At 73.0% G+C, this 25,021-nt stretch carries 28 protein-coding genes and 1 tRNA gene; 17 read left to right on the top strand and 12 right to left on the bottom strand.

All coding sequences use genetic code 11. From position 1 onward, the window contains the following. The 3 genes from ACWHYA_RS01790 to pheA all read left to right on the top strand — a co-directional run bounded on the left by ACWHYA_RS01790 (position 1) and on the right by pheA (position 3,277). Positions 1-585: an arsenate reductase/protein-tyrosine-phosphatase family protein gene (locus ACWHYA_RS01790; protein WP_425939449.1), complete on the top strand. Its 585-nt coding sequence runs from the start codon at positions 1-3 to the stop codon at positions 583-585. 180 nt (positions 586-765) lie between these two features. Next, the gene (locus ACWHYA_RS01785) at positions 766-2,301 is read left to right on the top strand and encodes a sugar transferase (protein WP_425939451.1); all 1,536 of its coding nucleotides are present in this window, start codon (positions 766-768) and stop codon (positions 2,299-2,301) included. A gap of 31 nt (positions 2,302-2,332) precedes the next feature. Beyond that, positions 2,333-3,277 (top strand): prephenate dehydratase, encoded by a 945-nt coding sequence (gene pheA, locus ACWHYA_RS01780; protein WP_425939452.1) that lies wholly within the window; start codon positions 2,333-2,335, stop codon positions 3,275-3,277. On the opposite strand, the gene ACWHYA_RS01775 is transcribed toward pheA, so the two are convergent. The 7 genes from ACWHYA_RS01775 to ACWHYA_RS01745 all read right to left on the bottom strand — a co-directional run bounded on the left by ACWHYA_RS01775 (position 3,237) and on the right by ACWHYA_RS01745 (position 12,947). Continuing rightward, positions 3,237-3,902 (bottom strand): GDSL-type esterase/lipase family protein, encoded by a 666-nt coding sequence (locus tag ACWHYA_RS01775; protein WP_425939454.1) that lies wholly within the window; start codon positions 3,900-3,902, stop codon positions 3,237-3,239. The two genes, pheA and ACWHYA_RS01775, sit on opposite strands and share 41 nt — an antisense overlap. A 16-nt stretch (positions 3,903-3,918) precedes the next feature. Continuing rightward, complete coding sequence (locus ACWHYA_RS01770) at positions 3,919-4,092, bottom strand: DUF6104 family protein (protein WP_425939455.1); 174 nt, start codon at positions 4,090-4,092, stop codon at positions 3,919-3,921. Between the two features lie 9 nt (positions 4,093-4,101). Beyond that, positions 4,102-5,157: a GNAT family N-acetyltransferase gene (locus tag ACWHYA_RS01765; RefSeq protein ID WP_425939457.1), complete on the bottom strand. Its 1,056-nt coding sequence runs from the start codon at positions 5,155-5,157 to the stop codon at positions 4,102-4,104. A 135-nt stretch (positions 5,158-5,292) separates the two neighbouring features. After that, complete coding sequence (locus ACWHYA_RS01760; protein ID WP_425939459.1) at positions 5,293-9,375, bottom strand: multifunctional oxoglutarate decarboxylase/oxoglutarate dehydrogenase thiamine pyrophosphate-binding subunit/dihydrolipoyllysine-residue succinyltransferase subunit; 4,083 nt, start codon at positions 9,373-9,375, stop codon at positions 5,293-5,295. Positions 9,376-9,507: 132 nt separating this feature from the next. Further along, complete coding sequence (locus tag ACWHYA_RS01755; RefSeq protein WP_425939461.1) at positions 9,508-10,341, bottom strand: ABC transporter permease; 834 nt, start codon at positions 10,339-10,341, stop codon at positions 9,508-9,510. After that, on the bottom strand, positions 10,338-11,396 hold the full coding sequence (locus ACWHYA_RS01750; protein WP_425939463.1) for an ABC transporter ATP-binding protein: 1,059 nt from the start codon (positions 11,394-11,396) through the stop codon (positions 10,338-10,340). Before ACWHYA_RS01750 ends, ACWHYA_RS01755 begins: the two co-directional genes overlap by 4 nt. Before the next feature lie 123 nt (positions 11,397-11,519). Further along, positions 11,520-12,947: an aldehyde dehydrogenase family protein gene (locus ACWHYA_RS01745; protein ID WP_425939465.1), complete on the bottom strand. Its 1,428-nt coding sequence runs from the start codon at positions 12,945-12,947 to the stop codon at positions 11,520-11,522. Positions 12,948-13,208: 261 nt separating this feature from the next. On the opposite strand from ACWHYA_RS01745, the gene ACWHYA_RS01740 reads away from it, so the two are divergent. The 12 genes from ACWHYA_RS01740 to ACWHYA_RS01685 all read left to right on the top strand — a co-directional run bounded on the left by ACWHYA_RS01740 (position 13,209) and on the right by ACWHYA_RS01685 (position 20,235). After that, entirely contained in the window at positions 13,209-14,390 is a 1,182-nt protein-coding gene (locus ACWHYA_RS01740; protein ID WP_425939467.1) for a tyrosine-type recombinase/integrase, read from the top strand. Between the two features lie 291 nt (positions 14,391-14,681). Next, positions 14,682-14,885, top strand: a complete 204-nt coding sequence (locus ACWHYA_RS01735; RefSeq protein ID WP_425939469.1) for a helix-turn-helix transcriptional regulator — start codon at positions 14,682-14,684, stop codon at positions 14,883-14,885. Positions 14,886-14,935: 50 nt separating this feature from the next. Then, positions 14,936-15,124 (top strand): DUF6011 domain-containing protein, encoded by a 189-nt coding sequence (locus tag ACWHYA_RS01730; protein WP_425939471.1) that lies wholly within the window; start codon positions 14,936-14,938, stop codon positions 15,122-15,124. Continuing rightward, on the top strand, positions 15,117-15,335 hold the full coding sequence (locus ACWHYA_RS01725) for a hypothetical protein (protein ID WP_425939473.1): 219 nt from the start codon (positions 15,117-15,119) through the stop codon (positions 15,333-15,335). Before ACWHYA_RS01730 ends, ACWHYA_RS01725 begins: the two co-directional genes overlap by 8 nt. Then, positions 15,332-15,640, top strand: coding sequence for a hypothetical protein (locus tag ACWHYA_RS01720; protein ID WP_425939475.1), 309 nt, complete (start codon positions 15,332-15,334; stop codon positions 15,638-15,640). Before ACWHYA_RS01725 ends, ACWHYA_RS01720 begins: the two co-directional genes overlap by 4 nt. Continuing rightward, positions 15,637-17,031 (top strand): AAA family ATPase, encoded by a 1,395-nt coding sequence (locus ACWHYA_RS01715; protein ID WP_425940021.1) that lies wholly within the window; start codon positions 15,637-15,639, stop codon positions 17,029-17,031. Before ACWHYA_RS01720 ends, ACWHYA_RS01715 begins: the two co-directional genes overlap by 4 nt. A 303-nt stretch (positions 17,032-17,334) precedes the next feature. Continuing rightward, the gene (locus ACWHYA_RS01710; RefSeq protein ID WP_425939477.1) at positions 17,335-17,622 is read left to right on the top strand and encodes a WhiB family transcriptional regulator; all 288 of its coding nucleotides are present in this window, start codon (positions 17,335-17,337) and stop codon (positions 17,620-17,622) included. A gap of 193 nt (positions 17,623-17,815) precedes the next feature. Next, entirely contained in the window at positions 17,816-18,028 is a 213-nt protein-coding gene (locus tag ACWHYA_RS01705) for a hypothetical protein (protein ID WP_425939479.1), read from the top strand. Between the two features lie 14 nt (positions 18,029-18,042). Next, positions 18,043-18,927 (top strand): hypothetical protein, encoded by an 885-nt coding sequence (locus tag ACWHYA_RS01700; RefSeq protein ID WP_425939481.1) that lies wholly within the window; start codon positions 18,043-18,045, stop codon positions 18,925-18,927. Between the two features lie 210 nt (positions 18,928-19,137). Further along, positions 19,138-19,515, top strand: a complete 378-nt coding sequence (locus ACWHYA_RS01695) for a P27 family phage terminase small subunit (protein WP_425939483.1) — start codon at positions 19,138-19,140, stop codon at positions 19,513-19,515. A gap of 170 nt (positions 19,516-19,685) precedes the next feature. Then, a complete protein-coding gene (locus tag ACWHYA_RS01690) occupies positions 19,686-19,883 on the top strand; it encodes a hypothetical protein (RefSeq protein WP_425939485.1) in 198 nt (65 codons plus the stop codon). A gap of 199 nt (positions 19,884-20,082) precedes the next feature. Continuing rightward, a complete protein-coding gene (locus ACWHYA_RS01685; protein ID WP_425939487.1) occupies positions 20,083-20,235 on the top strand; it encodes a hypothetical protein in 153 nt (50 codons plus the stop codon). A gap of 506 nt (positions 20,236-20,741) precedes the next feature. On the opposite strand, the gene ACWHYA_RS01680 is transcribed toward ACWHYA_RS01685, so the two are convergent. The 5 genes from ACWHYA_RS01680 to ACWHYA_RS01660 form a co-directional block, all read right to left on the bottom strand. Next, a complete protein-coding gene (locus ACWHYA_RS01680; protein ID WP_425939489.1) occupies positions 20,742-20,966 on the bottom strand; it encodes an NINE protein in 225 nt (74 codons plus the stop codon). 149 nt (positions 20,967-21,115) lie between these two features. After that, positions 21,116-21,313, bottom strand: coding sequence for a hypothetical protein (locus ACWHYA_RS01675; protein ID WP_425939491.1), 198 nt, complete (start codon positions 21,311-21,313; stop codon positions 21,116-21,118). Next, the gene (locus ACWHYA_RS01670) at positions 21,310-21,567 is read right to left on the bottom strand and encodes a hypothetical protein (protein WP_425939492.1); all 258 of its coding nucleotides are present in this window, start codon (positions 21,565-21,567) and stop codon (positions 21,310-21,312) included. Before ACWHYA_RS01670 ends, ACWHYA_RS01675 begins: the two co-directional genes overlap by 4 nt. After that, positions 21,564-21,800: a hypothetical protein gene (locus tag ACWHYA_RS01665; protein WP_425939494.1), complete on the bottom strand. Its 237-nt coding sequence runs from the start codon at positions 21,798-21,800 to the stop codon at positions 21,564-21,566. Before ACWHYA_RS01665 ends, ACWHYA_RS01670 begins: the two co-directional genes overlap by 4 nt. Positions 21,801-22,067: 267 nt before the next feature. After that, positions 22,068-22,139: transfer RNA gene (locus tag ACWHYA_RS01660), tRNA-Arg, on the bottom strand. A 148-nt stretch (positions 22,140-22,287) separates the two neighbouring features. Between ACWHYA_RS01660 and argS the strand changes: the two genes are divergently transcribed. Continuing rightward, positions 22,288-23,952, top strand: coding sequence for an arginine--tRNA ligase (gene argS, locus ACWHYA_RS01655; protein ID WP_425939496.1), 1,665 nt, complete (start codon positions 22,288-22,290; stop codon positions 23,950-23,952). 5 nt (positions 23,953-23,957) lie between these two features. Then, positions 23,958-24,932, top strand: a complete 975-nt coding sequence (locus ACWHYA_RS01650) for a homoserine dehydrogenase (RefSeq protein WP_425939498.1) — start codon at positions 23,958-23,960, stop codon at positions 24,930-24,932. Positions 24,933-25,021: the final 89 nt, after the last annotated feature.

Raw genomic sequence — 25,021 nt, 5'->3', positions numbered from 1 at the left:
ATGGCAACGGGCCGCATCCTCGTCGTGTGCACGGGCAACGTGTGCCGGTCGCCGCTGGTCGAGCGGCTGCTGCAGCAGGGGCTGGACCAGCGCTGGGGGCCCGGCCACTTCGAGGTCGCGTCGGCGGGCACCGGCGCGCTGGTCGACCACCCGATGGACGAGCGCGCGGCCGCGGTGCTCCGTGGCCTGGGCGGCAGCTCCGACGGTTTCTCGGCCCGCCGGCTGGCGGCCCCGATGGTCGAGACGGCCGACCTCGTCCTCACCGCGACCCGCGACCACCGGGCGGCCGTGGTCCGGACGACCCCCCGGGCGATGAAGCGGGTGTTCACCGTGCGCGAGCTCGCGGCGATCGTCGAGGGCCTGCCCGACGAGGACCTGCCGTCCTCGGCCGACCCGGCCGCCCGGCTGCGCGAGCTCGCCGACGTGGCCACCCGGCACCGTGGCCGTCGCCGCCCCGGACGGCCGGAGGACCACGACGTCGTCGACCCCTACCGCCGGGCCGACGAGGTCTACGTGACGATGCAGGAGCAGGTCACGGCGGCGGTGCCGCACCTCTTCCGCGCCCTGGCCCCCCGCCGCGGCTGAGCGGGACCGCCGAGGGTGGCGGGCGCCATACCCCCCAGGGTTCGTCCGGACCCCCCGCAGGGGTGGACGGGGTGGCTACCGGCTGGTTAACTACCCTTGGTAAAGAACGGGTAAAGTGCCCGGCGGTTGGGTGACCGCCTGGCGCCCGGCCGGGTAGATGGGAATCGCTTGACTTCTTCGGTGGAGATCCCGCGTGAGCCGCAGGGGGCTCGCGACGGTCTCGGCGTCGGGTCCGCCCCGACGCCGCTCTTCGTCGTGCCCGACGGACTGCAGGGCGGGCGACGGAGGGGGCTGCCCCAGGCCCGCAGGTACCTGACGGGTTACCTGTCGGTGGTGCGGATGGCCGACCTGCTCGTGGTGGCAGTGGCCGTCGTGGCGGCGCAGCTGTTCCGGTTCGGGACAGACGGGCGCGAGCTGCAGAGCGCGCTCGGGGCGGTGAGCTACACGACCGTCTCGCTGGCGCTGATGGCCGGGTGGATGGTCTCGCTGCACCTGCAGAACTCCTACGACGGGCGCCTGGTGGGGCACGGCGTGCAGGAGTACAAGCAGGTCTTCCAGGCCTCGACCTGGCTGTTCGCGATCGTGGCGATCGTCGCGCTGGCGCTGAAGGCGGACTTCGCCCGGGGGTATGTCGTGCTGGCCTTCCCGCTGGGGACGGTGCTGCTGCTGGTGGCCCGCTGGAGTGCGCGCCGATGGCTGGTGCGCCGGCGTCGGGAGGGTGCGCTCTCGGACCGGGTGCTGCTCGTGGGGGACCGGGACCACGTGGCCAGCCTGGTGGTGGCGCTGGGGCGGGCGCCGGACGCGGGCTACCAGGTGCTGGGGGCCTGCGTGGACGGTGCCAGCGAGGGCCGGGTCGCCGGGGTCCCGGTCCTGGGGCCGGAGTCCGACGTGCTGGTCAAGGCGCTGGAGATGGACGTGGACGTGGTGGCGGTGTCCTCCTCCGCGGGGCTGGGCCAGGAGGGGTTGCGCCGGCTGGGGTGGGCGTTGGAGGGGACCGACATCGACCTGGTCGTCGCGCCGGGGATCATGGACGTGGCCGGGCCGCGGGTGCTGACCCGTCCGGTTCAGGGCCTGCCGCTGATCCACGTGGAGTCGCCGCGGTTCGCCGGTCCGCAGCTGGTGGCCAAGAACGTGGTGGACCGGATGGCGGCGGTGGCGGTGCTGGTGGTCATGGCTCCGGTGATGGGCCTGGTGGCGCTGGCGGTGCGGGGCGAGGACGGCGGTCCGGTGCTCTTCCGGCAGGAGCGGGTGGGCCGTGACGGACGCACGTTCGCGATGCTGAAGTTCCGCAGCATGGTGGTGGCGGCCGAGGAGATGCTGCCCACGCTGCGGGCGGTGGACCAGGGGGCCGGGCCGATGTTCAAGGTGCCCGAGGACCCGCGGGTGACGCGGGTGGGAGCCTTCATCCGGCGCCACTCCCTGGACGAGCTGCCCCAGCTGATCAACGTGCTGCGCGGCGACATGAGCCTGGTCGGGCCGCGCCCGCCGCTGCCGCGGGAGGTCGCCACCTACGCCCTGGACGCCCGCCGCCGGTTGCTCGTCAAGCCGGGCATGACCGGCCTGTGGCAGATCAGCGGGCGCAGCAACCTCTCCTGGCAGGAGTCGGTCCGCCTCGACCTCTACTACGTCGAGAACTGGACCCCGGTGCTGGACCTGATGATCCTGTGGCGCACCGTCCAGGTCGTGCTCAGGCCCGACGAGCACGGCGCCTACTGAGGCGGGAGGCCACCGGCGATATCGTTCCGGTGTGAAGATCGCCTATCTCGGCCCGGCCGGCACGTTCACCGAGCAGGCCGTGCGCCAGTGGGACCCCCGGGGAGCCGGGCAGGCCTGGCCGGCTCCCACGGTCCCGGTGGCGATCGAGGCCCTGCGGCACGGCGAGGTGGACGCGGCGGTCGTGCCCTTCGAGAACTCCGTCGAGGGGTCCGTCCCGGCCACCCTCCAGGCGCTGCAGGACGCGGGCGCGGACGGGGTGCACATCGTCGCCGAGGTCCACGTCGAGGTCCAGTTCTCCCTGCTGGTCCGCCCCGGAACCACGCTGGCCCAGGTCGGGACGGTCGCCACCCACCCGCACGCGATGGCCCAGACGAGGGACTGGCTCGCCCGCAACCTGCCCGACGCGGCCCTGGTCCCCGAGACCTCGACCGCGCGCGCCGCCCAGGCCGTCTCCGAGGGCGGTTACGACGCAGCCGTCGCGGCACCCGGCGCCGCGGCCGCCTACGGCCTGGTGCCGGTGGCCGAGCACATCGCCGACCGGGACGGCGCCGTCACCCGGTTCGTCGTCCTGCGGGCGGGCGTGGACGTGCCCGCTCCGACGGGCAGCGACCGGACCACGCTGGTGGCCCTCATCTGGATGAACCGGCCCGGAGCCCTGCTGGAGCTGCTGGAGCAGTTCGCCGTGCGGGGCATCGACCTCAGCCGGCTCGAGTCGCGCCCCACGGGGGAGGGGCTCGGGGAGTACTGCTTCTGGATCGACGCGGACGCCCACGTGAGCGAGGCCCGGCTGCGCGAGGCGCTGGTCGGTCTGCGCCGGACCTGTCGCGAGGTGCACTTCATGGGGTCCTACCCGCGGGCCGACCGGCGCCCGGCACAGGTGCCCGAGCACGCCGACGAGCAGTCCTACGCGGAGGCGCGCGCCTGGGTCGAGCGGCTCAGTCCTCCAGCTGGAGCCAGCGGTACCAGCCCCCGTTGAGCACGAGCCAGGCGACGAGGCCGTAGCCGGCCTGCCCCGGGTGCACGGTATCGCCGGCCGCCAGGTCGGACTGCCACTGGTCGTGGCCCTGCAGGGGGGTGAAGCAGTCGACGAACGGGACCCCGCGGCGGTGGCACACGTCGGCCTGCGCCTCCGCGAGCACCTGGAGCCGGGCGTTGACCTCGGCGTCCAGCGTGGGAGTCGGCCCGACGACGAAGGTGCCGATACCGGTCGAGCTGGCCTCGTCGAGCACGTTGGCCAGGTTGAGCCGGGACCGGGCGGTGGTGACCCCCTGCTCGACGTCCTCGGCCCCCACGCCCACGACCAGCCGGCGCTCGGAGCGGCCCTCCCAGCGCGGAGGGCACTCGGCCCGCCACCGGGCCATGACGTCGGCCGAGCTGCTGCCGCGTACCCCCAGGTTGTAGGAGGTCAGGGCGACCTCCTGGGCGGGCGTGCGACCGACCACGCGGCTGACCCAGCCCAGGGCCTTGGGGTCCCCGTAACCCGCCACGAACCCGTCGCCGACGAAGCACAGGCCGATGTCCCGCGGCCCCTCGTGCACGGAGAACTCCGCGCTGGGGGTGTACTCGATGTCGGTCGGGCCCGGTCGTCCCTGGCTCGTCACGTCGTCGCCTCTCGTCTCACTCGTCGTCGTCCTCGCGGGCCAGCCAGGTGGCCAGGCGGTCCACCGGCACCTCGAACTCGGGGTGCAGGTCCACGAACGTGCGCAGCTGCTCGGCCAGCCAGCCGAGGGTCACGTCCTCCGCGCCCCGGCGCTGGGCCAGCTCCTCGATCCCGCGGTCGGTGAAGTACACCCTCGCAGGCTATCCCGCCGCCGCCGCCGATCCCGGCAGCGACAGGGTGCGGTGCCAGGACTGGGTGGAGTAGCGCGTGCGCCACCCCATCGACAGGTACAGGCCGTCCGCGCGGGTGGGGGAGTCGGCGTCGACCTCCAGCCCGACGGAGCTGCGTCGGCGGGCGGCGGCGTCGGCCACGACGGCCCGGAGCAGCCCCTTGGCCACCCCCCGTCCCCGCGCGCGGCGGTGCACCCCGATGTACTCGACGTAGGAGGAGTCCGGCCGGGCGGTGCCGTCCGGACCGACCCCGCCGACGACGGTCGTGGCGACGAGCGCCCCGGCCGGTTTCCCGTCCACGGTGGCCAGCCACCAGTGGTCCCACCGGTGTCCCGGGTCCTCGCGCAGGCGCGAGACGAACTCCTCGAAGGTCTCCCGGTAGGAGTTGAAGTGGTCGGCGAAGGAGTGCTCCAGCACGAGGTGCACCGCCCGCAGGTCCTCCTCCTGCGGCATCCCGACCCCGTCGTCGCGCCGCACCCGCCGGATCTCCACGCCCTCCCGCGGTCCGGGCTGCTGCAGGTCGGACCCCGGATCCACGGGGCGGCTCATCTGCCACCAGTCGCGCACGTGCTCGTAGCCCGCCTCCGTGAGCCAGCGCTGCTGGCGCGGGTCGTCGGCGAACGCCCCCGAGTCGAGCTGGGTCTGCTGCAGCCCCCGACGCTGCAGCACCTCCTGCCCGAGCTCCTCCACCCGGCCGAAGGCGAACCTGGCCAGCGGATCGGCCGCCTCGTCGGGCAGGTCGGGGTCGACGGTCACGCCCACCAGCACCCGGCCCGCAGCCCGGTCGTGGCAGTTGATCCACGCTCGGACCGTCCCGCCGTCGTCGCGCACGACCTCGTGCAGGTGCGTGTCCGCGCCCCGACCCGCGACCTCGGCCGCGACGGCCTGGCTGTCCGCCCCCGGCCAGCCGCGCCCCTCGCGCTCGTGACGGCGCAGGAGGCGCACGAGGTCGTCCACGTCCTCGGGGCCGGGGGGGTAGGCGGTGTGTCCGGGGGGAAGCGTCGGTCCGGCTGCGTCGGCGGTCATGGGCACCATTCTTCCGTATGCCGTGGCGCCGGCCGCCGCGGCCCGCCCACCCCGGGGCGGGCGGCACCCGGACGTGCGCGAGGGGCCCTCCCGGGTGGGAGGACCCCTCGCGCGGGCCGTGGCCGGCCCCGTCCGTCAGCGGCGGCCGAAGGCCTCCTCGTGCAGGGTGGCCTGCTCGACAGCGTGCACCTTGGCCGACCCGGTGGACGGCGAGGCCGACGCGGGCCGGGCGGCGACCCGGATGGGCCGCTCCTCACCGTGGTGGGTGAGGGCCTCGGACAGGTTGAGCGCCATGAACGGCCAGGCTCCCTGGTTCTTCGGCTCGTTCTGCACCCACACCAGCTCGGCGTTGGGGTACGTCGCGGTGAGGCTCGCCAGCTGCGCTCCGGGGAGGGGGTAGAGCTGCTCCATCCGCAGGATCGCGGTGCGCGTGTCCTCCCGCTTGGTGCGCTCGTCCTCCAGGTCGTGCACGAGCTTGCTGGAGGCGATGAGCACCCGGTCGACCGCCTCGCGGTCGAGGTCGGCCGCGTCGGCGAGCACCGGCTCGAAGGTGCCGTGCGTAAACTCCTCCGGGCTGCTCGCCGCTGCCTTGAGCCGCAGCATCGCCTTGGGGGTGAAGACGATGAGCGGCTTGCGCGGACGCGCCGTCGCGTGGGCCCGCAGCAGGTGGAAGTACGACGCCGGGCTGGAGGGGTAGGCCACCACCATGTTGTCCTCGGCGCACATCTGCAGGTAGCGCTCGATGCGCGCGGAGGAGTGGTCCGGCCCCTGTCCCTCGTAGCCGTGGGGGAGCAGTAGCACGACGCTGGAGCGCTGGTCCCACTTCTGCTCGGAGGAGGAGATGAACTCGTCCACGATCGTCTGGGCGCCGTTGGCGAAGTCGCCGAACTGGGCCTCCCAGAGCACCAGCGCGTTCGTCCGCTCGACCGAGTAGCCGTACTCGAAGCCCATCACCGCGTACTCCGAGAGCAGCGAGTCGTAGACCTCGAAGCTGGCCTGGTCCTCGGACAGGTGGTGCAGCGGGGTCCAGCTGGCCGCCGTCTCGTTGTCCGTGAGCACCGCGTGCCGCTGGACGAAGGTCCCGCGGCGGGAGTCCTGGCCGGAGAGACGGACCGGCGTCCCCTCCATGACGAGGGAGCCGAAGGCGATCAGCTCGCCCATGCCCCAGTCGATGCCGCCCTCGCGGACCATGTCCCGCCGGGTGGTGAGCAGCTTGGCCAGCTTGGGGTGGACGGTGAATCCCTCGGGCACGTCGGCGAACGCCTCGCCGATGGTCCGCAGCATCTCCTCGCTGATGGCGGTCGGCCGCTGCCGGGTGGCCATGTCGCCCTCGTCCTGGGCCTGCGGGCGCTCCAGGCCGCGGGTGCCGTCACCCTCGCCCTTCAGCGCCGCGCGGGTCTCCACGAAGACCTGCTCCAGCTGCTTCTGGTAGTCGCGCAGCGCCTCCTCGGCGTCCTCGACGCTGATGTCGCCACGACCGATGAGGGACTCGGTGTAGAGCTTGCGGACCGAGCGCTTGGCCTCGATGAGGTCGTACATCAGCGGCTGGGTCATCGAGGGGTCGTCGCCCTCGTTGTGTCCGCGCCGCCGGTAGCAGACCATGTCGATGGCCACGTCCTTGTGGAACTTCTGGCGGTACTCGTAGGCCAGCTCGGCCACCCGCACGACGGCCTCGGGGTCGTCGCCGTTGACGTGGAAGATCGGGGCCTGCACGGTCCGCGCGACGTCGGTGCAGTAGACCGCTGAACGGGAGTGGTGCGGCGCGGTGGTGAAGCCGACCTGGTTGTTGATGACCACGTGGATGGTGCCGCCGGTGCGGTAGCCGGGCAGCTGCGACATCTGCAGGGTCTCCAGGACCACGCCCTGGCCCGCGAAGGCCGCGTCGCCGTGGAGCAGGACCGGCAGGACCCCGTAGTCCTCGGTGCCGGTCTCCAGCTCGAGGCGGTCCTGCTTGGCCCGGGTGATCCCCTCGAGCACGGGGTTGACGGCCTCCAGGTGGGAGGGGTTGGCGGCGAGGTAGACCCGGGTGGAGTTGCCCTGCTCGTCGTGGAACTCACCCTCGGTCCCGAGGTGGTACTTGACGTCGCCGGAGCCCTGGACCGACCCGGGGGCCGACTTGCCCTCGAACTCGCGGAAGATCTGACCGTAGGACTTGCCCGCGAGGTTGGCGAGCACGTTGAGCCGGCCGCGGTGCGGCATACCCATCGTCACCTCGGCCAGCCCGTCCTGGGCGGCGCGGCTGAGCACCTTGTCCATGAGGGCGATGACGGCCTCGCCACCCTCGAGGCTGAAGCGCTTCTGCCCGACGAACTTGGTCTGCAGGAAGGTCTCGAAGGCCTCCGCCGCGTTGAGGCGACGCAGGATCCGCAGCTGCTCGGCGGGTGCTGGCTTGCGGAACGGCACCTCGAGCTTCTCCTGGAACCAGTCCCGCTCCTCGGGGTCCTGGATGTGCATGTACTCCACGCCGACGGTGCGGCAGTAGGAGTCTCGCAGGATGCCGAGGATCTTGCGCAGCGTCAGCCGCGGCTTGCCGCCGAAGCCGCCTGTGGGCACGTCGCGGTCCAGGTCCCACAGCGTCAGGCCGTGGTTCTCGATCGTCAGGTCCGGGTGGCGGCGCTGGACGTACTCCAGGGGATCCGTGTCCGCCATGAGGTGGCCGCGGACGCGGTAGGCGTGGATGAGCTCCTGGATGCGGCTGGCCTTGGAGATGTCGTCGTCGTGGGTCGCGGCGATGTCCGGGGCCCACCGGATCGGCTCGTAGGGGATGCGCAGGGAGGTGAAGATCTCGTCGAAGAAGTCCTCCTCGCCCAGCAGCAGCTGGTGCATGATCTTGAGGAACTCCCCCGACTGCGCACCCTGGATGATGCGGTGGTCGTAGGTCGAGGTCAGGGTGAGGATCTTGCTGACCGCGTTGGTCGCGATCCGCTCGGGGGCGGCGCCCTGCCACTCGGCCGGGTAGTCCAGGGAGCCGACGCCGATGATGGCGCCCTGACCCTTCATCAGCCGCGGCACCGAGTGCAGCGTGCCGATGCCGCCGGGGTTGGTCAGGCTGATCGTGGTGCCCTGGAAGTCCGCGACCGTCAGCTTGTTGTCCCGCGCCTTGCGCACGATCCGCTCGTAGGCCGTCCAGAACTCGTAGAAGGTCATCTCCTCGGCGCTCTTGATGTTGGGCACGAGGAGCTGGCGGCTGCCGTCCGGCTTGGGGACGTCGATGGCCAGGCCCAGGTTGATGTGGGCCGGCTCGAGCAGCACGGGCTTGCCGTCCTGGGTGGCGAAGCCGTTGTTCATCTCCGGCATCGCCTTGAGCGCCTTGACCATGGCGTAGCCGATGAGGTGGGTGAAGGAGACCTTGCCGCCGCGGGAGCGGGCCAGGTGGTTGTTGATGACGATGCGGTTGTCGATGAGCAGCTTGGCCGGCAGGTTGCGCGCGCTGGTAGCGGTGGGCACCTCCAGCGAGCTCTCCATGTTGGTGACCACGCGGGCGACGGCTCCCCGCAGCGGGGTCATCGTCACGTCGCTCTGGGGCCCCTTCTTCGTCGGGGCGGGGGCGTCGCGCGACACGCGCGGCTCGGAGCCGCCCGACCGGGAGGGGGTGCCGACGGACTTCTCCGCCGCCCTCGTCCCCGCGGTCCCGCGGGGCGTCTGACCCTTCTCGCCGGTGTCCTTGGACCCGGAGTCGTCCTTCGCCCCCTCGGGCGCGGCCTTCGTGTCCCCGGCCTTCTTCCCGGAGGTGCCCTGCGCGTCCTTGGGCGCGGCCTTCGTGTCCTCCGCCTTCTTCCCGGAGGTGCCCTGCGAGTCCTTGGGCGCGGCCTTCGTGTCCCCGCCCTTCGTGTCCCCGCCCTTCGCGTCCTTCGGCTCGTTCCTCTCCCCGTCGCCGCCCTTCGTGTCCCCGCCCTGGGGCGCCGCGTCGGTGTCCGTGGAGGACGTGCGGGGCGGTGCCTTGCCCACCTTCGCCTGCCCCGCGCCCGGTGCCGGCGCACCCGCACCGGTCGAGGAGGGTGCCGGGCGTGCGGTGTCGGCGGCACCGCCGTCGTCGGACCCCTTCGCCGCGGTGTCGGCCGCACCGTTGCGCCGGTCGTCAGTCCCCTCGAAGTATCGGCGCCAGGCCGGGTCGACGGACCCTGGATCCTGGTCGAACTGCTCGCGCTTCTCCTCGACGAGCCACTCGTTGGCTCCGAAGTCGGCGAGGGTGGTGTCGCTGCTCGGGGGGTTGGCCACGGGGTTTGCGCCTCTTCTCACATCCGGGGGTGCAACGCGTGTGCGAAACAGTGCACGTCGTCGTACAGCCTAGCCCGTGCACCCCCGGTGACGCCCTCCGGGGTGCCGTGCCCTCCCGCGCCCCGGAGGGGCTCACCCCACGTCGCGCCGGGAGGTGAGGACCCACCCCAGGAGCGTCATCACGCCCGCGTAGGCCAGGAGCACGAGGCCGGCCACCCACCACGCCAGCGGGTTCTCGGCGCCGCCCAGCGCCTGGGTCGTCGCCGCGTCGGCGCCGTCGAAGATGTTGAGGGTGCTCATGGTCAGCTGGCTGGGGAAGAAGCGGGCCGCGTCGGCCACCGCGTCCCAGAAGGTGATGCCGAAGCCCAGCAACGGTTCGACGATGAAGGCCACGGCGACCCCGACGAACAGCGCGACGACCTGGTTGGGGATCAGGACCCCGAGGCCGAAGCCGATGAGACCCCAGAGCACGAGGACCAGCAGCAGCCGCAGCATGGTCGCGATGAGGTCGCCGGGGTCCGGGGCCAGGGAGAGGTCCGCGGAGAGCAGCACCGCGCCGCCGGCCAGGAGGGCACCGGCGAGGTGGGCCAGCCCGTTGACGAGCACCACGACCACCAGGCCCAGCACCTTGGCGAGGATCATCCGCCCCCGTCGGGGTACGGCCTGGAGGGTCGCGGTCAGGGTGCGGTGGCGGTACTCCGCGCCCATCGTCAGGATGCCCAGCACCAGCGTGAGCAGGTAGCCCATCTGCACCGCCCCGGTGTAGACCATCCGCACGAGGACCGTCTCGTCCATCGTCTCGCGGGCCCGGATCGTGGTGTCCCCGACCGGCAGCTCCGCGTAGACGAGGAAGAACGCCCCGATCGCGGTGAACGCGGCCGTGACGAGGAACATCGCCAACGGCATGGCCCAGGCCGTCCGGGTGCTGAAGGCCTTGATGAGCTCGGAGCGCACGAGACCGGTCACCGGGAGGCCTCCTCGGGGTTCGTCGGGTCGGGGGTATGCGGTGCGCGCGCCGGGTCGTCCGGTGCCGGCCCGGTGGTCGGGCCGGCGGGGGAAGCAGCCCCGTCGACCGGCACCCCGAGGTTGCGGTTGCGGTGCTCCGGGGCGTCGGTGAGGTCGAGGAAGAGCCGCTCCAGGTCCGTGCGCAGCCCGCGTAGCTCGTGCACCGGGCGACCGGCCGCCAGCGCGACCTCACCGACCCGGGCCAGCTCGGGGGTGGAGACCCGCAGGGCGTCGGGACCCTGCTCCGGGAGCAGGGTCGCCGCGAGGCCGGCCCGCTCCAGCGCCCGGGCCAGCTGGGCCGGCTCGGGGGAGCGCACCAGCGCCGCGGGCTCGCCGTGCAGGGCGTCCATGGTTCCCTCCCGGACGAGGTGGCCGTTGGCGATGATGACGACGTCCTCGACGGTCTGCTCGACCTCGGCCAGCAGGTGGGAGCTGATGAGGACCGTCTTGCCCTGGTCGTTGGCCAGGTGGCGCAGGAAGCCGCGCATCCAGCGGATCCCCTCGGGGTCGAGCCCGTTGGCCGGCTCGTCGAGCAGCAGCACCTGCGGGTCGCCCAGGAGCGCGGCGGCCAGCTGCAGCCGCTGGCGCATGCCCATCGAGTAGCCGCCCGCCCGCTTGCGGGCGGCGGCCGGGATGCCCACCAGCTCGAGCAGCTCGTCGGCGCGGGAGTCGGGGATCCGGTGGGTGGCGGCCAGCGCGCGCAGGTGGTCCCGGCCCGAGCGGCCCGGGTGGAAGCCGGTCGCCTCCAGGGCCGCCCCCACGGTGGTCAGCGGCTCGGGCAGGGCGACGTAGTGGCGACCGCCGATGAGCGCCTCGCCCGCCGTCGGGCGGACCAGCCCCAGCAGCATCCGCAGGGTGGTGGTCTTGCCGGCGCCGTTGGGGCCCAGGAAGCCGGTGACCCGCCCCGGCCGGACGTCGAAGGTGAGGTCGTCGACGGCACGGAGCTCGCCGAAGGTCTTGGTCAGCCCCCGGATCGTGATCCCCGTGCCCGGGCGGTCGGGCGCAGCGGTCGTCATGCGGCCCAGTCAAGCACCCGCCCCCGCCCGGCACATCGGCCGTGGGTCGGACCGGCGGTCCACCCGTGGGCGGAGGAGCCGGGGGAGGGCACCGGTGCGTCCTCCCCCGTGCGGGGGAGCGGGTCAGTCCAGCCGCACGACGACGGTCTTGACCCTCGTGAGGGCGTCCAGGGCCGCCAGCCCCTTCTCCCGGCCGTACCCGGAACGGCCCACCCCGCCGAAGGGCAGCTCCACCCCGCCGCCGGCGCCGTAGCCGTTGACGAAGACCTGCCCCGCCTCGAGCACCGACGCCATCCGGTGGGCACGCCCCACGTCCCGCGTCCACACCGCCGCGAGCAGCCCGTAGTCCGTGCCGTTGGCCAGCGCCACGGCCTCGTCCTCGTCCGTGAAGCCGTGCGTGACGAGCACCGGGCCGAACACCTCCTCCCGGGCGACCGGGTCGGAGGGGTCGACCCCGTCGAGCAGGGTCGGCAGCCAGTAGGACCCCGCGCCGAGCCGGTCCTCCTGCGGCGGTGCGCCGCCCACGCGGAGGACGCCCGAGCCCGCGCCCTCCACATACCCGCGCACCCGTTCCTGCTGCCTCGGCGAGACGAGCGGTCCCAGGTCGGGGTCCTCGATCCCGGGGCCTAGCGTCGTGTCGCGGAACCGGGCCACGAGGCGGTCCACGAGGCCCGCCCGGACGCGCTCGTCGACGACGAGCCGCGAACCGGCCGAGCACGTCTGCCCGGCGTTCTGGAGGAGGGACCGGGTGATCACCCCGGCGGCCCGGTCCAGGTCGGCGTCGGCCAGCACCACGTGGGCGGACTTGCCGCCCAGCTCCAGCACGGTCGGCACCACCCGCTCCGCGGCGGCGTGGGCCACCAGCCGGCCGGTGTCGGTGGACCCCACGAACCCCAGGTGGGTCACCAGCGGGTGGGCGGTGAGCGCGGCCCCCGCCTCGGTCCCCAGTCCGGTCACCACCCCGACCACGCCCGGGGGCATCCCCGCCTCCGCGCACAGCCGGGCCAGCGCGAGCGCCGTGCGGGGGGTCTCGTCGGCCGGCTTGAGCACCACCGCGTTGCCGACCGCGGTGGCGGCGGCCACGGCGCGGGACGCCAGCTGGAGCGGGTAGTTCCAGGCCACGATGCTGCCGACCACGCCGTAGGGCTCACGCACGGTGTAGGCGTGCACGTCGGGCCCGAGCGGGATCTGGCTGCCGTGGTAGGCGTCGACCACGTGCCCGTAGAAGCGGAAGTACCGCGCGGCCACGGTCGCGTCCGTGCGTGCTTGCGACAACGGCTTGCCGGTGTCCTGCGACTCCAGCCGGGCCAGCACCTCCCGGTCCCGGTCGACGAGGTCACCGACCCGGGTCAGCACGCGCCCCCGCTGCTCCGGGGTGGCGCGGGCCCAGCCGGGCTGGGCCGCCGCCGCGGCCCGTGCGGCAGCGTCGACCTCGTCCGCGCCGGCCCGGCCCACACGGCCCAGAGGACGGCCGGTCGCGGGGTCGAGGTTGTCGTAGGTGGCGTCCGTGCGCAGCTCGGCGCCGTCGACGAAGGGGTATGCGGTGTCCACGCCGCCACCGTACGGTCCGTCGTCGCCCGCCGGGGCGACGCGCAAGGCCGCCGACCCGTCGAGCCAGGTCAGCGGCCTTGTGGTGTTGCGCCCCCGGCAGGATTCGAAACTGTGCGCCTACCGTCGGGCTGTAGGTTCGTGACCTGCGATCTAGGCCCCTCACCTGCGCTGTTAGGTACGCTACCCTAGTTGCACGAGGGTGCGCAAGTAGTCACGAACGTGCACCCGGATAGCACACCAAACGCACGCCGGGAGGCCAAAGTGGCACGACAGAAGCGCCGCACCCGTCGAGGTTTCGGCCACGTGCGCCGGCTGCCCTCGGGCCGCTGGCAGGCGTCCTACGTCGGCCCCGACCTGGCCCGCCATACCGCCCCCTACACGTTCGAAGCGTCCCTAGACGCGGAGGCGTGGCTGGTGACCGAGCGCCGGCTACTCACCACGGGCGAGGACTGGACCCCGCCCAAGGCCCGTCACGCCGCCCGGCAGGCGTCGAGGGGCGAGGGGATCACCCTTGCCCACTACGCGCCCGGCGCGCTGGCCCGTCGTCGGGTACGTGGGGCACCGTTGCGCCCTCGCACGCTGGAGCTGTACGCCGGGCTGCTCGAGCGCGCCATACTGCCCACGTTCGGAGACGTGCCCATGCGGACGATCACGCCCGAGGATGTGGCCGCCTGGTATGACGAGCTGGACCCCGGCAAGCCGACCCAACGCGCCCACGCATACGCGCTGCTGCGGTCGCTGTTCAACGACGCCACCGCCTCGCCCGCCGAGCGCGGCCGAACGGGGGTGAGCGCGAACCCGTGCACGGTTCGGGGAGCGGGTGCCACACGTCGCGCCCGGGGTATCGAGGTCGCCACCGTGGCCGAGGTCGAGGCCCTGGCACGCGCCATGCCCGACCGCCTCGCCGCCCTCGTGCTGCTGTCTGCCTGGTGCTCACTGAGGTTCGGGGAGGTCGCCGTGCTGCGCCGGCAGGACGTGGACCTAGACCGCGGGGTGCTGCACGTGCGCCGCGCCCTGGTGCGCATCGGCCGGGAGGACGTCATCGGGCCGACCAAGAGCGACGCGGGAGCGCGGGACGTGGCCCTGCCGCCCCACCTCGTGCCCGTGCTGGCCGAGCACCTGGCCGAGCACGTGGGACGCGCCGGCCGGTCGCTGCTGTTCCCGCACCACCCGGGCACGGACAAGCCGTGGACGCACGGCAACCTCTACAAGGCCGCGTGGATCCCCGCCCGCGAGGCCGTGGGACGGCCGGACCTGCGCCTGCACGACCTGCGCCACACCGGGGCGACGTGGGCCGCCCAGGCGGGTGCAACGTCGGCCGAGCTGATGGCCCGCGTAGGCCATTCCACGCCTGCCGCGTCGCTGCGCTATCAGCACGCCGCCCGCGGCCGGGATGCCCAGATCGCCGCCGCCCTGTCGCGCATGACCGGCCGCGAGGGGTAGCACGACACGCCCGGGGGTGGCGGGTGCTAGCCGTAGTGAGCGGGCATCGGCTAGAGTGTCAACCGCTAGCCCATAGAGGGCTGAGTATGCGTTCCCACGCAGGGCACTACCCGGGCGCGATGCCCGAGGCGCGATGCCGTAGGTAGACCGTCAGGCGGAGGGGATGGCCGCACGATCCGGCGCGATGCCGGGCGGGCCGGCGGTGAGCGCGAGGCGAGCCGAGCAGACGAGACACTGACAGAGACGTGTCTCCCATGCTCGGCTCTCGTGTTCCGTCAAGGAGCCTCGCCCGTGAGCACGACCGCCACACGAACCGCCCCCCTCACCATCGCCCAGGCCGCCGAGCGGCTGGGAGTGAGTACCTACACGATCCGCCGTCGCATCGCTGACGGGTCGCTGCCCGCCGTGCGTATCGGCACGCGAGCTATCCGCGTGGACGCCGACGACGTGGACGCCCTCGCCCGTCCCATCCTCGCCGGGGGTGGTCAGGCGTGACCGACCCCCAGACAGAGGAACGGGGCCCCCGCCTAGAGGCCCCATCCCGAATGCTTACCACCGCTGACAAGCTGACACCCAGTCTACCGTCCGCCGAGGCCGAGCACACCCCGTCGTGTCGCGTCTGCGGGCACCCGTTGACCGCTGAGGCGTCTGTCCGTCGAGGCATCGGCCCGGTCTGCGCCCGGCACGAGGTCGAGCGGGTGGCCCTCACCCTGCGGGGTGGTCGGGATGAGTAGCCGTCCGACCTGGCACGAGCTGACTGACGCCGCGTGCACCGCCTACGCCCACGGCTACGCCCACGGGCTACGGGACGCCCGCCGGGTGGCCGAGGTCGAGGCCCAGGCCGCCGAGCTGCACGCACGTGCCGCCGACGTGGTGCGGGCCGCTGCCCAGGACATCGGTACGCCGGCCGCGAGCCGCCCCAGGTCGAGGGGGGTCGCCGCGTGAAGCAACTACGGCAGTCCTACACCGTCGAGACGCTGCAGGACGGCACCCGCGCCCTCGTCGTGGGCTGGGAGGTCCCCGAGGATGCGCCCCTGGCCGTGCGTGAAGGTCTGGCGCGCCGGGCTATCACCAACAGCGGCAGGCCGTGCCCGTGCGGGGCGGTCGCCACGCTGCCGAGCCGGGCCGAGCGTCGCCGGGCGAACCGTGCCGGCGTGGTGCTGCGCCGGGCGGTCCTGCACGAGGACGACTGCCCCGCCGCAGATGACAACCTGGCCCAGGCCCTCGTGGATGGGGGGTGGTCGGCATGACCGCGGACTACTTCCCGCCCGATGGGCTGCCCCCGTTCGGGGAGCCGTCGCCGTGGGACGACGTGGCCCCCGAGCCGGACGACGGCAGCACCGCCGGCACGAGCTGGGAGCCGGTCGACCTGGCCGCCGTCATCGCCGGACTGGTCGACGGCACGCTCGAACGTCACGCGCCCACGATCGGCGCAAGGGACGACGGGGCATGTCTGATCTACGCCGGCAAGGTCAACGGCATAGCCGGTTCGTCCGGCTCGGGCAAGACGTGGACCGCCCTCGCCGCGTGCGCCCAGGAGATGAACGCCGGTCCACACGTGGTGTACATCGACCTGGAGGACGACGCCGTGGGAGTCGTGGCGCGGCTGCTCGACATGGGCACCGCGCCCGACGTCATCGCCGCACGGTTTCACTACGTGCGCCCCGGTGAAGCGCTCGGGCTGCTCGGGGCCGAACGTCTGTGGGCCGTGCTGGACCGGCACCGCCCCTCGCTGGTCGTCATCGACTCCACGGGCGAGAGCATGGCACTGGAGGGTGCGAAGCCGAACGACGACGACGACACGGCACGCTGGTTCCGCAAGCTGCCGACCGCCCTCGCCGCTCTCGGGCCGGCCGTCCTGGTCCTAGACCACGTGGTGAAGGCCGACGACGGTGGACTGTGGCCCATCGGTTCGCAGCGGAAGCGGGCCGCGATCTCCGGTGCCCAGTACATGCAGACGACCGTGCGGCCGTTCGACAGGGACACAGCCGGCGCGGCCAAGCTGGTGTGTGCCAAGGACCGGCACGGCAACTACCGGCCGGGGCAGAAGGTGGCCGAGCTGCACGTCGAGCCGTCCGGCGAGGGGGTGGCCGTCGAGCTGCGGGCACCCGTGGACACCCAGCGGGAAGGCGGCACCTGGCGCCCGACCGCCCTCATGGAACGCATCGCCCAGGCCCTCGCCGACGCCCCGGAGCCGCTGTCCTTCCGTGGCATTGACGACCGGGTGAAGGCGAAGGCCGACCACAAGCGGGCCGCGCTACGTGTCCTCGTGGACGAGGGGCACGTCGTGGTCACGGACGGACCCCGTAACGCACACCTGCACGCCCTGGTCAAGCCCTACGCCCAGAGCGCGGACCCGCTGTCCGACCTCTACGCAGGGCCGGGACACACTCAACCGCCCCAAGACAGTGTGAGTGTGTCCGTGTCCTTACAGCGGGACACGGGACACACACACTCAACCGTGTCCGGGACACACTCGGGACACGGTGGGGACACACTCGGGGCGGGATGGGGTGAGTCCGGTCCCGTCGAGGCCGTTTCCACGTCCCCCACGGTCTGCGGCTGTGGCGAACCCATCTCGGACATGAGGACCGCCTACGGCAAGACAGCGTGCGTCGAGTGCGAGGGGCAGGCATCGTGACCGCCCGCCTGCAGGACTGCCCAGCGTGCGGGTCGCCTCTCGTGGCCGTCCGGTCCCGACGCATCGGACTGTGCTCAGGCTGCACGACCGAGGCCGACACGCACCCGCCCGCCTCGGGCACCGTCGAGCACGAGCCGACGTGCACCGCGCCACGGATCACCGAGCACGAGACACCCCGACGCCGCGTGCTCACCTGCACGAGCTGTCGAGCGTTCGTCGTCCTGGCCCGCGTGAACCGCTGGAGGGACACACCTAGTGCACTCGGCCCGGGGACGCCCGGGGACGACGCCGGGAGGGGTGCCCGTGGCTAGTCGCCCGTGGCCGTCGCTGAGGCCCGAAACCGCCGAGTGGGAGGCGTTCGCCGTCGCCCTGGCCGAGCACGGGACGACGCCCTGCCGGGGTGGGGAGGCGTGGACCCACGAGGACCCCGGGCCGCGCCGTGCCGCCGCCCTCGCCTGCCGAGCCTGCCCCCTGGCCGAGCTGTGCCACGAGGCCGCCGAGAGCACCCATGAGCCGTGGGGAGTGTTCGGCGGGATCGACCGCACCCCCAAGGCAGGACGACCGCCCAACACCGAGAGGAAGACCGCATGAGGTCACGACGCAACCGCCCGACCTGGCCCACCCACAAGGCCAAGCGACACCTACCGACCCGCACGCCGCCACCGTGGGAGACCGAGGACCGCGCCCTCTCGCCCGAGGGCATGGCACAGTCCCTCGTCGCCCGCGGCCTCGCATCGCCCCGCGTGCTCGGACCCGTGCCACCGGCCCGACCCAGGGGCACCGCATGAGCACCCCCGCCGACGACGCCCGCGATCTGGTGGCCGACCTGGCCCAGGTCGCCGGCGACGAACGCGCCGTGTCCGCCCTGCTGCTGGACCGGCTGCCCACCGGCACCGACACCCTCGCCGCGACCGCCCTCGCCGTCGTGTTCGCAGAGTGCCTGGACCGACCCGTCACCACCCCCCATACCACCCCGGCACCGAGCCGGGGCCGATGAAAGGACACCACCGCATGAACCTGAACCAGCGCACCGACGCATACCGCGCCGCCCTCGCCCTGATGCCCGACGCCAAGGACCGCCGCCTGCCCGCCGAGCTGGACCGCATCGCCGGGCTGAGGCGTGACCTGTGGGCCGTGCCGACCGGCACCGCCGGCCTCGCCCAGATGGTCACCGACCCCGGCGCGGGAGACTTCGAAGACGCCCTCGCCGCCGTCGCCGCCGAGCTGAACCGCAGGCAGGCCGCAGAGGCCGCGATCCGTGGCGGGGCCGGGCACCTCCTCGAGCAGGCCCACGGGGCCGCGCTGCGGGAGTTCCTGCCCACCCTCGTGGAGCGGGTCGCGCCCGTGTTCGCCGAGGCCGCCCAGGCCCTCACCGACGCCGCACCGCACCTGCCCGCCGGGGACGCATGGGCCGACCCCGCCGCCGTGCTGCGCGCCCAGGTCGAGGGGCACCACCGCGCCGCCCTCGTCGCCCTGGACACCCTCGCCACCCTCGGGGCCGTGCACAACATCGCCCCCGGTGGTCTGCGCGGCACCGCCGCCCTCGCCGTCGTGGAGCCGCCCGCGAACCTCGCGCCCGTTGTCATCCTCGCCGCGACACGAAAGCCCGCAGACGAAGCCGCCGCGAACCGCGCAAAGGTCGCCCGGTCGCTGCTGGAGGGATACGCCACCGACCCCCGGGGGACCCTCGTGGGGGTGGCGCGGGGTGCCTACCCCGGGTGCACCCTCGCCCTCGCCCGGGACGCCGACCACCTCGCCGCCCGCGTCGAGGCCGTCGAGCACGCGCACGAGACGAGGACGCAGAAGCCCGCCGAGGTCGAGCGCCGACCGAACCCGACGAGCGACGAGGCCCGCAAGATCGTTGATCGTCACCTGGCCGAAACCGCGAACCGCTGACGAGCGACGAACGACGAACGACGAACGCAACCCCGAGCGCGGCCGCGACCGTCGAGCCGTGGCCGTGCTCGGGTCGCACGTCGAGCGGGGTAGGGGGAAACCCCCAACCGACCCAGCCGAAGGACCGCTGGGAGGTCTTCGGAGTGCGCGAGCACGCCAGGCCCGATTTTGGCCCATACTGACCACAAACGCCCGTGAGAGGGGCAGACGATGACCGACAAGGCACCGCAGAGAGCACCGGCCGGCCTCGCCGCCCGTGGCCGCCGTTTCTGGCGCGAGACGGTGGCCCGTTTCGAGCTGACCGACGCAGAGTTGCAGATCCTGCAGGAGGCGTGCCGCACCCTGGACCGTCTCGATTCGCTGGACGCCCTCGTGACCGAGCAGGGAGCGACGATCGAGGGGAGCACGGGGCAGACGATCCTGCACCCGGCGATCGGTGAGGCGAGGCAACAGCGCGTCACGTTCGAGCGCCTCGTCAAGGCCCTTGCCCTGCCCGATGAGGACGAGCACACCGGCCCGGAGGCCATGACCGACCCGAGCGCGAAGGCCCGGCACGCTGCCCGCACCCGGTGGGCCAAGCATGGCTAGGGCACGTCGTCTCCCGCGGGTGCGCCCGTCCGGTGCCCTCGTGGTGGTGGACCGTCCCAGGGTGGCGAGGCTTTGTGTCCGGTGCGGCCGTCAGCGGCTGCCTGGTGCGTCGTGGCGGCAGACGTGCGAGGACTGCCGAGCTGGGGATGTTCGCGGGACGGTGACGCACGATGCTGCCCGCTGAGACACAGGTACGTCTGGCCGAGGCTGACGGGATCATGTACGCCGCCCTGCCCGACGTCGTGGCCCTGCTGCGCGAGTCGGCAGACCACGTGGAGCGCGGGATAGTCCCGCTGATGGGCGCGCCCAGGGCACTGCGGACCCTGGCCGACAACCTCGCCCGGTGCGAGCACGAGTGGAAGCCATGACCCACGGACCGACCCGGGCGCGAACGTGCCCCCACGGACGCCGCCGAGCACCCGCCCGGCGACGAGCAACACCCAACAGGAGGACAACATCATGGGACTAGGAAGTCTGAGCCAGTACAGCGGTGAGGCGTACGCCCTCAACGCACGGTTTCACGCTGGCGCGGCAGGTATGGCCGCTCAGTTCTTCGGAGGTGCACGGGTGAACGGCCAACTGGCCGAGGCAAACCGGCAGTTCCGGGCGATGGATGCCCAGCTGGACGCGATCGAGTCGGGCGGTCGGATGGTGACCCCGCGGACGATGCCCCAGGCCCCTGCGAGCCGCACCACCCCGCGCACGATGCCGGGGAGCTGACACCCGCACACCCGCACACCCTGGCCGCCGTGGAGGTCAGGGGGTGGCAGGTGAGCGGGTGGGGACGTTGTGGGGACGCTGGACGAACCCTAGACAGGATGCGGACCCCCTGCGGGGGACAGAGTGCTGGGCCAACCCCCCCAAAGAACCGCAACACCTCGTCGGCCCAGGCACGGCTCTAGGACCGCTGGCGTTCGTGCTGCCAACGGTCTAGGCCGTCGAACCTGGGAGAGGCGTGCACTACCTCGCCCAGGCCACCCGTCCCCGGCTGCGGGTGTCGGTTGCGTCTCCGGGGTGCCGGTCGTGTTGGTGTGCGGCTGACCGGTCGGATGAGCGCCGCGGGTCGGCTGTGAGGCCGTGGGCCGTGCCGGTGGGGTCGAGGACACCGGCACGGCTCAGAGCGCCACAGACGCGCCGTGGGCCGCGTATGCCGTCTGGGAGCGGGTCGGGCGAGGGGAGGCGTCCGACCCGCCGCCACACGGCACAGAGGCCGGGCGGGGGGTGCGTCAGGTCAACGGGTGCCCGTTGTAGGCCCGGACCTGGCGCGGGATGGTGAACAGGTCCCAGAGCAGGCCGACGCCGACGAGGCCGAGCGTGAGCAGGTAGAGCACGCCCATACCGGGCCGGCCTAGGTAGAACTTGTGAGCACCGAGCACCCCGAGCAGGAGCCACAGGAGATAGGTAATGCCTACGTCCTTGGGCGGCCGTGCGTAGCTGGTCTGGCCGGTCATGGCGCGTTGTCCTTTCGTCGTCGTCGTCGCGGGCCGCGTGAGGCACCGCTAGGGCTGCTGCTGCTGCCCGTGGCCGCCCTGGACGGGCGAGGGGGGTGGACACCCGCCCAGGACGGCTACGGGCGGCACAGAGGCCGCGTGGAGGGTCGCTAGGCACCACCCCCGCCCACGGGACCGACGTAGAGCCATGACGTGCCCAACGTGCGCCCGAGCACGTCGTCAAGGGCTGCCGCTATGTCCTGCGGGGTGGCCCGGGTGGAGATGAGGACGAGCACCTCGGAGGCACCGGGGATGCCCACCGCCGCCACGTCCTCGGGGAGCGCGTCGGTAGCGTGTACCCGGATCACCTGTCGCCCCTCGCCTGCCGCCGCGCCCGGTCGCGGGTGAGCGCGTCGAGCACGGCGGGCACGTCGAGGCCGAGCAGGAACGCCCGCCCGGGGCCGTTGAGGAACGCGGCCGCCTCGTCCTCGCCCAGGCCGTCGAGCGCGTCCCAGAGGGCCACGAGGGCCGCGTGGGCTGCCCTGGTGCGCTGCTGGCCGTTCGGGGTGTGTGCGGGCCGTAGGGAGGCGTCCGTGGTGCCCCTCGTCGTCCTGGTGGTCATCGGTGGCCCCCTCGTGTGCCGTTGCAATCGGGGCAGGTGAACCGCGAGCCGGTCGAGCCGTCCGGGTGCACGTACCCCACCGGGTAGGGAGCCGTGGACCACCCGCGGGCGAGGTCCCAGAGCGTCAGCCGTCCGTCGTCGGTGTGCACGGCACGACCGCGCCGGCCGCAGTCCTCGCACACCGGGCCGACCGTGCCGGCTGCTGTCGTGTGCGTGTTGGTCCTGGTGGTCATCGTCCACCGCCCGCGAGCATGACGAGAGCGCCGCCGACCGCGAGGCCGAACGACGCCAGGAAAGAGAGGGAACGCCACGCCGCTAGTAGGTCGGTGACGATGGGTAGAGTTGTCTCCACGATGGGCACCCGCTTTGCCTGTCGAGGCCCGTGGGGCGGTCTAGACCACCGCCCGCGGGCCGTTTCTATGCCGGGACCCAATCGCACGTGCACCGCACGCAAGAAAGGCCGCCGACCTGTCTACGCAGGTCAGCGGCCTTTACCGTTGCGCCCCCGGCAGGATTCGAACCTGCGCCACCGCCTCCGGAGGGCGGTGCTCTATCCCCTGAGCTACGGGGGCAACGACGCGCAACTGTAGCAGGCACGCAGGGTCGTCTCCGAACGGCGCGGTGACCCGCCCCCCGGTAGCGGGGCGGGTCGTCGCGTGCGGCGGGCGGGGCGGCGGTGGCCGTCCGGAGGGTCCGGCCCGCGCCACTAGACTTGCCGGCGTGACCCCAGAGCAGCTCGCCGACGCCATCCACGCCGTCCTGACCCAGGCCGTCGACCGCGGGGACCTGACCGTGGCCGTGCCCGCGCGCGAGGACGTCCGGGTCGAGCGGCCGCGCACCCGCGAGCACGGGGACTGGGCCTCGAACGTGGCTCTTCAGCTCGCCAAGCGGGCGGGGATGGCGCCCCGCCTGCTGGCCGAGCAGCTGGCCTCGGCCCTGGAGGAGGTGTCCGGCGTGGCCCGCGTGGACGTCGCCGGTCCGGGCTTCCTCAACATCACCGTCGACGCCGCCAGCGCCGGGGAGCTGGCGCGCACGATCGTCGAGGCCGGTCCCGGCTACGGGCAGGGCGACGCGCTCGCCGGTGAACGGGTCAACCTCGAGTTCGTCTCGGCCAACCCCACCGGTCCCATCCATCTGGGCGGTACGCGCTGGGCCGCCGTCGGCGACGCCCTGGCCAGGGTGCTGCAGGCGTCCGGCGCCGACGTCGTGCGGGAGTACTACTTCAACGACCACGGCGCCCAGATCGACCGTTTCGCCCGGTCGCTGCTGGCCGCGGCGCAGGGAAGGCCGGCTCCCGAGGACGGGTACGCCGGCGACTACATCGCCGACATCGCCCGTCGGGTGATCGAGGTCGAGCCGGACGTGCTCGGCCTGCCCGAGGAGCAGGCGCAGGAGAGGTTCCGGGCCGTCGGGGTGGCGCTGATGTTCGAGGAGATCAAGGCCTCCCTGCACGAGTTCGGGGTCGACTTCGACGTCTTCTTCCACGAGAACTCCGTCCACGACTCCGGAGCGGTCCAGCGGGCGGTCGCCCGGCTCACCGAGCTGGGCGTGATGTACGAGAAGGACGACGCGCTCTGGCTGCGCACGACCGACTACGGGGACGACAAGGACCGGGTCGTCATCAAGAGCGACGGGCAGCCGGCCTACATCGCCGGCGACCTGGCCTACTACCTCGACAAGCGCGAGCGCGGCTTCGACCGGGCGATCATCATGCTCGGCGCGGACCACCACGGCTACGTCAGCCGGATGATGGCGATGTGTGCGGCGTTCGGGGACGAGCCGGGGGTCAACCTGGAGATCCTCATCGGCCAGATGGTCAACCTCGTCAAGGCCGGGCAGCCCGTCCGGATGTCCAAGCGCGCCGGGACCGTGGTCGTGCTGGAGGACCTCGTCTCCGCCGTCGGCGTCGACGCGGCCCGCTACGCCCTGACCCGGTCCTCGGCCGACAGCAACATCGACATCGACCTGGACCTGCTCACCCGCCGGTCCACCGAGAACCCGGTGTTCTACGTCCAGTACGCCCACGCCCGCACCTGCAACGTCGCTCGTCTGGCCGCCCTGGACGGGGTGCACCGGGAGGAGGGGTTCGACCCCTCGCTGCTGACCGACGACACCGAGGCGGCGCTGCTCGCGGTGCTGGGTGACTACCCCCGCGTCGTGGCGCAGGCGGCCCAGCTGCGGGAGCCGCACCGGGTGGCGCGCTACCTGGAGGAGCTGGCCGGGCGGTTCCACAAGTGGTACGACGAGTGCCGCGTGCGGCCGGTGGACGCCGACGAGAAGATCACCGACCTGCACCGGAGCCGGCTGTGGCTCAACGACGCCACCCGCCAGGTGCTCGCCAACGGGCTGGCGCTGCTCGGCGTCTCCGCCCCCGAACGAATGTGAGAAGCATGACTGAGCCCCCCGTCCGGATCGCCCTGCTCGGAGCCGGGACCGTCGGCACCGCCGTCGCCCACCGGCTCGTCGGGCGGGCCGAGCTGTATGCCGCCCGGCTCGGCCGGCCGCTCGAGCTGGTCGGCGTGGCCGTCCGGGACACGTCCCGTCCGAGGGAGGGCATCGACCCCTCGCTCATCACCGGCGACGCCGAGGAGCTGGTCGACCGCGCCGACGTCGTGGTGGAGGTCATGGGCGGGATCGAGCCGGCCCGGTCCCTCGTGGCCAGGTCGCTGGGCCGGGGGGTGCCCGTCGTCACGGCCAACAAGCAGCTCGTCGCGCAGCACGGGCCGCAGCTGCACGCCCTCGCGGAGGAGCAGGGCACCTCCCTGGAGTACGAGGGTGCGGTGGTGGCCGCCGTCCCCGTCCTGTCGGTCGTCCGGGAGGCGCTCGCCGGCGACGTCATCACGGCGATCTCCGGTGTCGTCAACGGGTCCACCAACTACGTGCTGGACCTCGTCGCCCGCCGGGGCGTGCCCTACGACGACGCGGTCCGGCAGGCGGGGGAGCTGGGCTACCTCGAGGCGGACCCGACCGAGGACCTGGAGGGGCTGGACGCCGCGGCCAAGATCGTCATCCTGGCCCGGGCGGCGTGGAACGTGCCGGTGACCCTCGACGACGTCCAGCGACGGGGCATCACCGGTCTGACGGACGAGGACTTCCGCCAGGCCGCTGGGGCGGGCAACGTCATCAAGCTCGTCGCCTCGGCCTGGAGCTCCGGCCCCGTCGGTCAGCAGCGCGTGCAGGTGGCGGTGCGGCCGGTGGCTCTGCCGCAGGAGGACCCGCTGGCGCAGGCCCGCGAGAGCGCGAACGTCATCATCATCGAGGCCGAGAGCGCAGGCACGCTCCGGCTGCAGGGCGCCGGTGCCGGCGGGGACGCGACGGCGTCGGCCGTGCTGGGGGACATCGTCCGCGTGGTCCGTCGCGGCTGACCCCGCCGGACCCGCTGCCGGTCCGTGGCGCGACGGGTGTGACAGCGTGTTATGTTGGGGCCATTCCGTGAGCGGTCCGGCCGAGACAG

Source organism: Ornithinimicrobium carbonis, from assembly GCF_977012275.1.
Note: the sequence above shows the minus strand (reverse complement) of the source record. Positions and strands in the feature narration are given on the sequence as shown.

Bases quoted from the DNA above. Each gene is read 5' to 3' on its own strand.
- ACWHYA_RS01790 (WP_425939449.1), top strand. From the start codon at position 1: ATGGCAACGGGCCGCATCCTCGTCGTGTGCACGGGCAACGTGTGCCGG.
- ACWHYA_RS01765 (WP_425939457.1), bottom strand. From the start codon at position 5,157: ATGACCGCCGACGCAGCCGGACCGACGCTTCCCCCCGGACACACCGCC.
- ACWHYA_RS01750 (WP_425939463.1), bottom strand. From the start codon at position 11,396: ATGACGACCGCTGCGCCCGACCGCCCGGGCACGGGGATCACGATCCGG.
- ACWHYA_RS01730 (WP_425939471.1), top strand. From the start codon at position 14,936: ATGCTTACCACCGCTGACAAGCTGACACCCAGTCTACCGTCCGCCGAG.
- ACWHYA_RS01725 (WP_425939473.1), top strand. From the start codon at position 15,117: ATGAGTAGCCGTCCGACCTGGCACGAGCTGACTGACGCCGCGTGCACC.
- ACWHYA_RS01715 (WP_425940021.1), top strand. From the start codon at position 15,637: ATGACCGCGGACTACTTCCCGCCCGATGGGCTGCCCCCGTTCGGGGAG.
- ACWHYA_RS01705 (WP_425939479.1), top strand. From the start codon at position 17,816: ATGAGCACCCCCGCCGACGACGCCCGCGATCTGGTGGCCGACCTGGCC.
- ACWHYA_RS01700 (WP_425939481.1), top strand. From the start codon at position 18,043: ATGAACCTGAACCAGCGCACCGACGCATACCGCGCCGCCCTCGCCCTG.
- ACWHYA_RS01695 (WP_425939483.1), top strand. From the start codon at position 19,138: ATGACCGACAAGGCACCGCAGAGAGCACCGGCCGGCCTCGCCGCCCGT.
- ACWHYA_RS01690 (WP_425939485.1), top strand. From the start codon at position 19,686: ATGCTGCCCGCTGAGACACAGGTACGTCTGGCCGAGGCTGACGGGATC.
- ACWHYA_RS01680 (WP_425939489.1), bottom strand. From the start codon at position 20,966: ATGACCGGCCAGACCAGCTACGCACGGCCGCCCAAGGACGTAGGCATT.
- ACWHYA_RS01670 (WP_425939492.1), bottom strand. From the start codon at position 21,567: ATGACCACCAGGACGACGAGGGGCACCACGGACGCCTCCCTACGGCCC.
- ACWHYA_RS01665 (WP_425939494.1), bottom strand. From the start codon at position 21,800: ATGACCACCAGGACCAACACGCACACGACAGCAGCCGGCACGGTCGGC.
- ACWHYA_RS01650 (WP_425939498.1), top strand. From the start codon at position 23,958: ATGACTGAGCCCCCCGTCCGGATCGCCCTGCTCGGAGCCGGGACCGTC.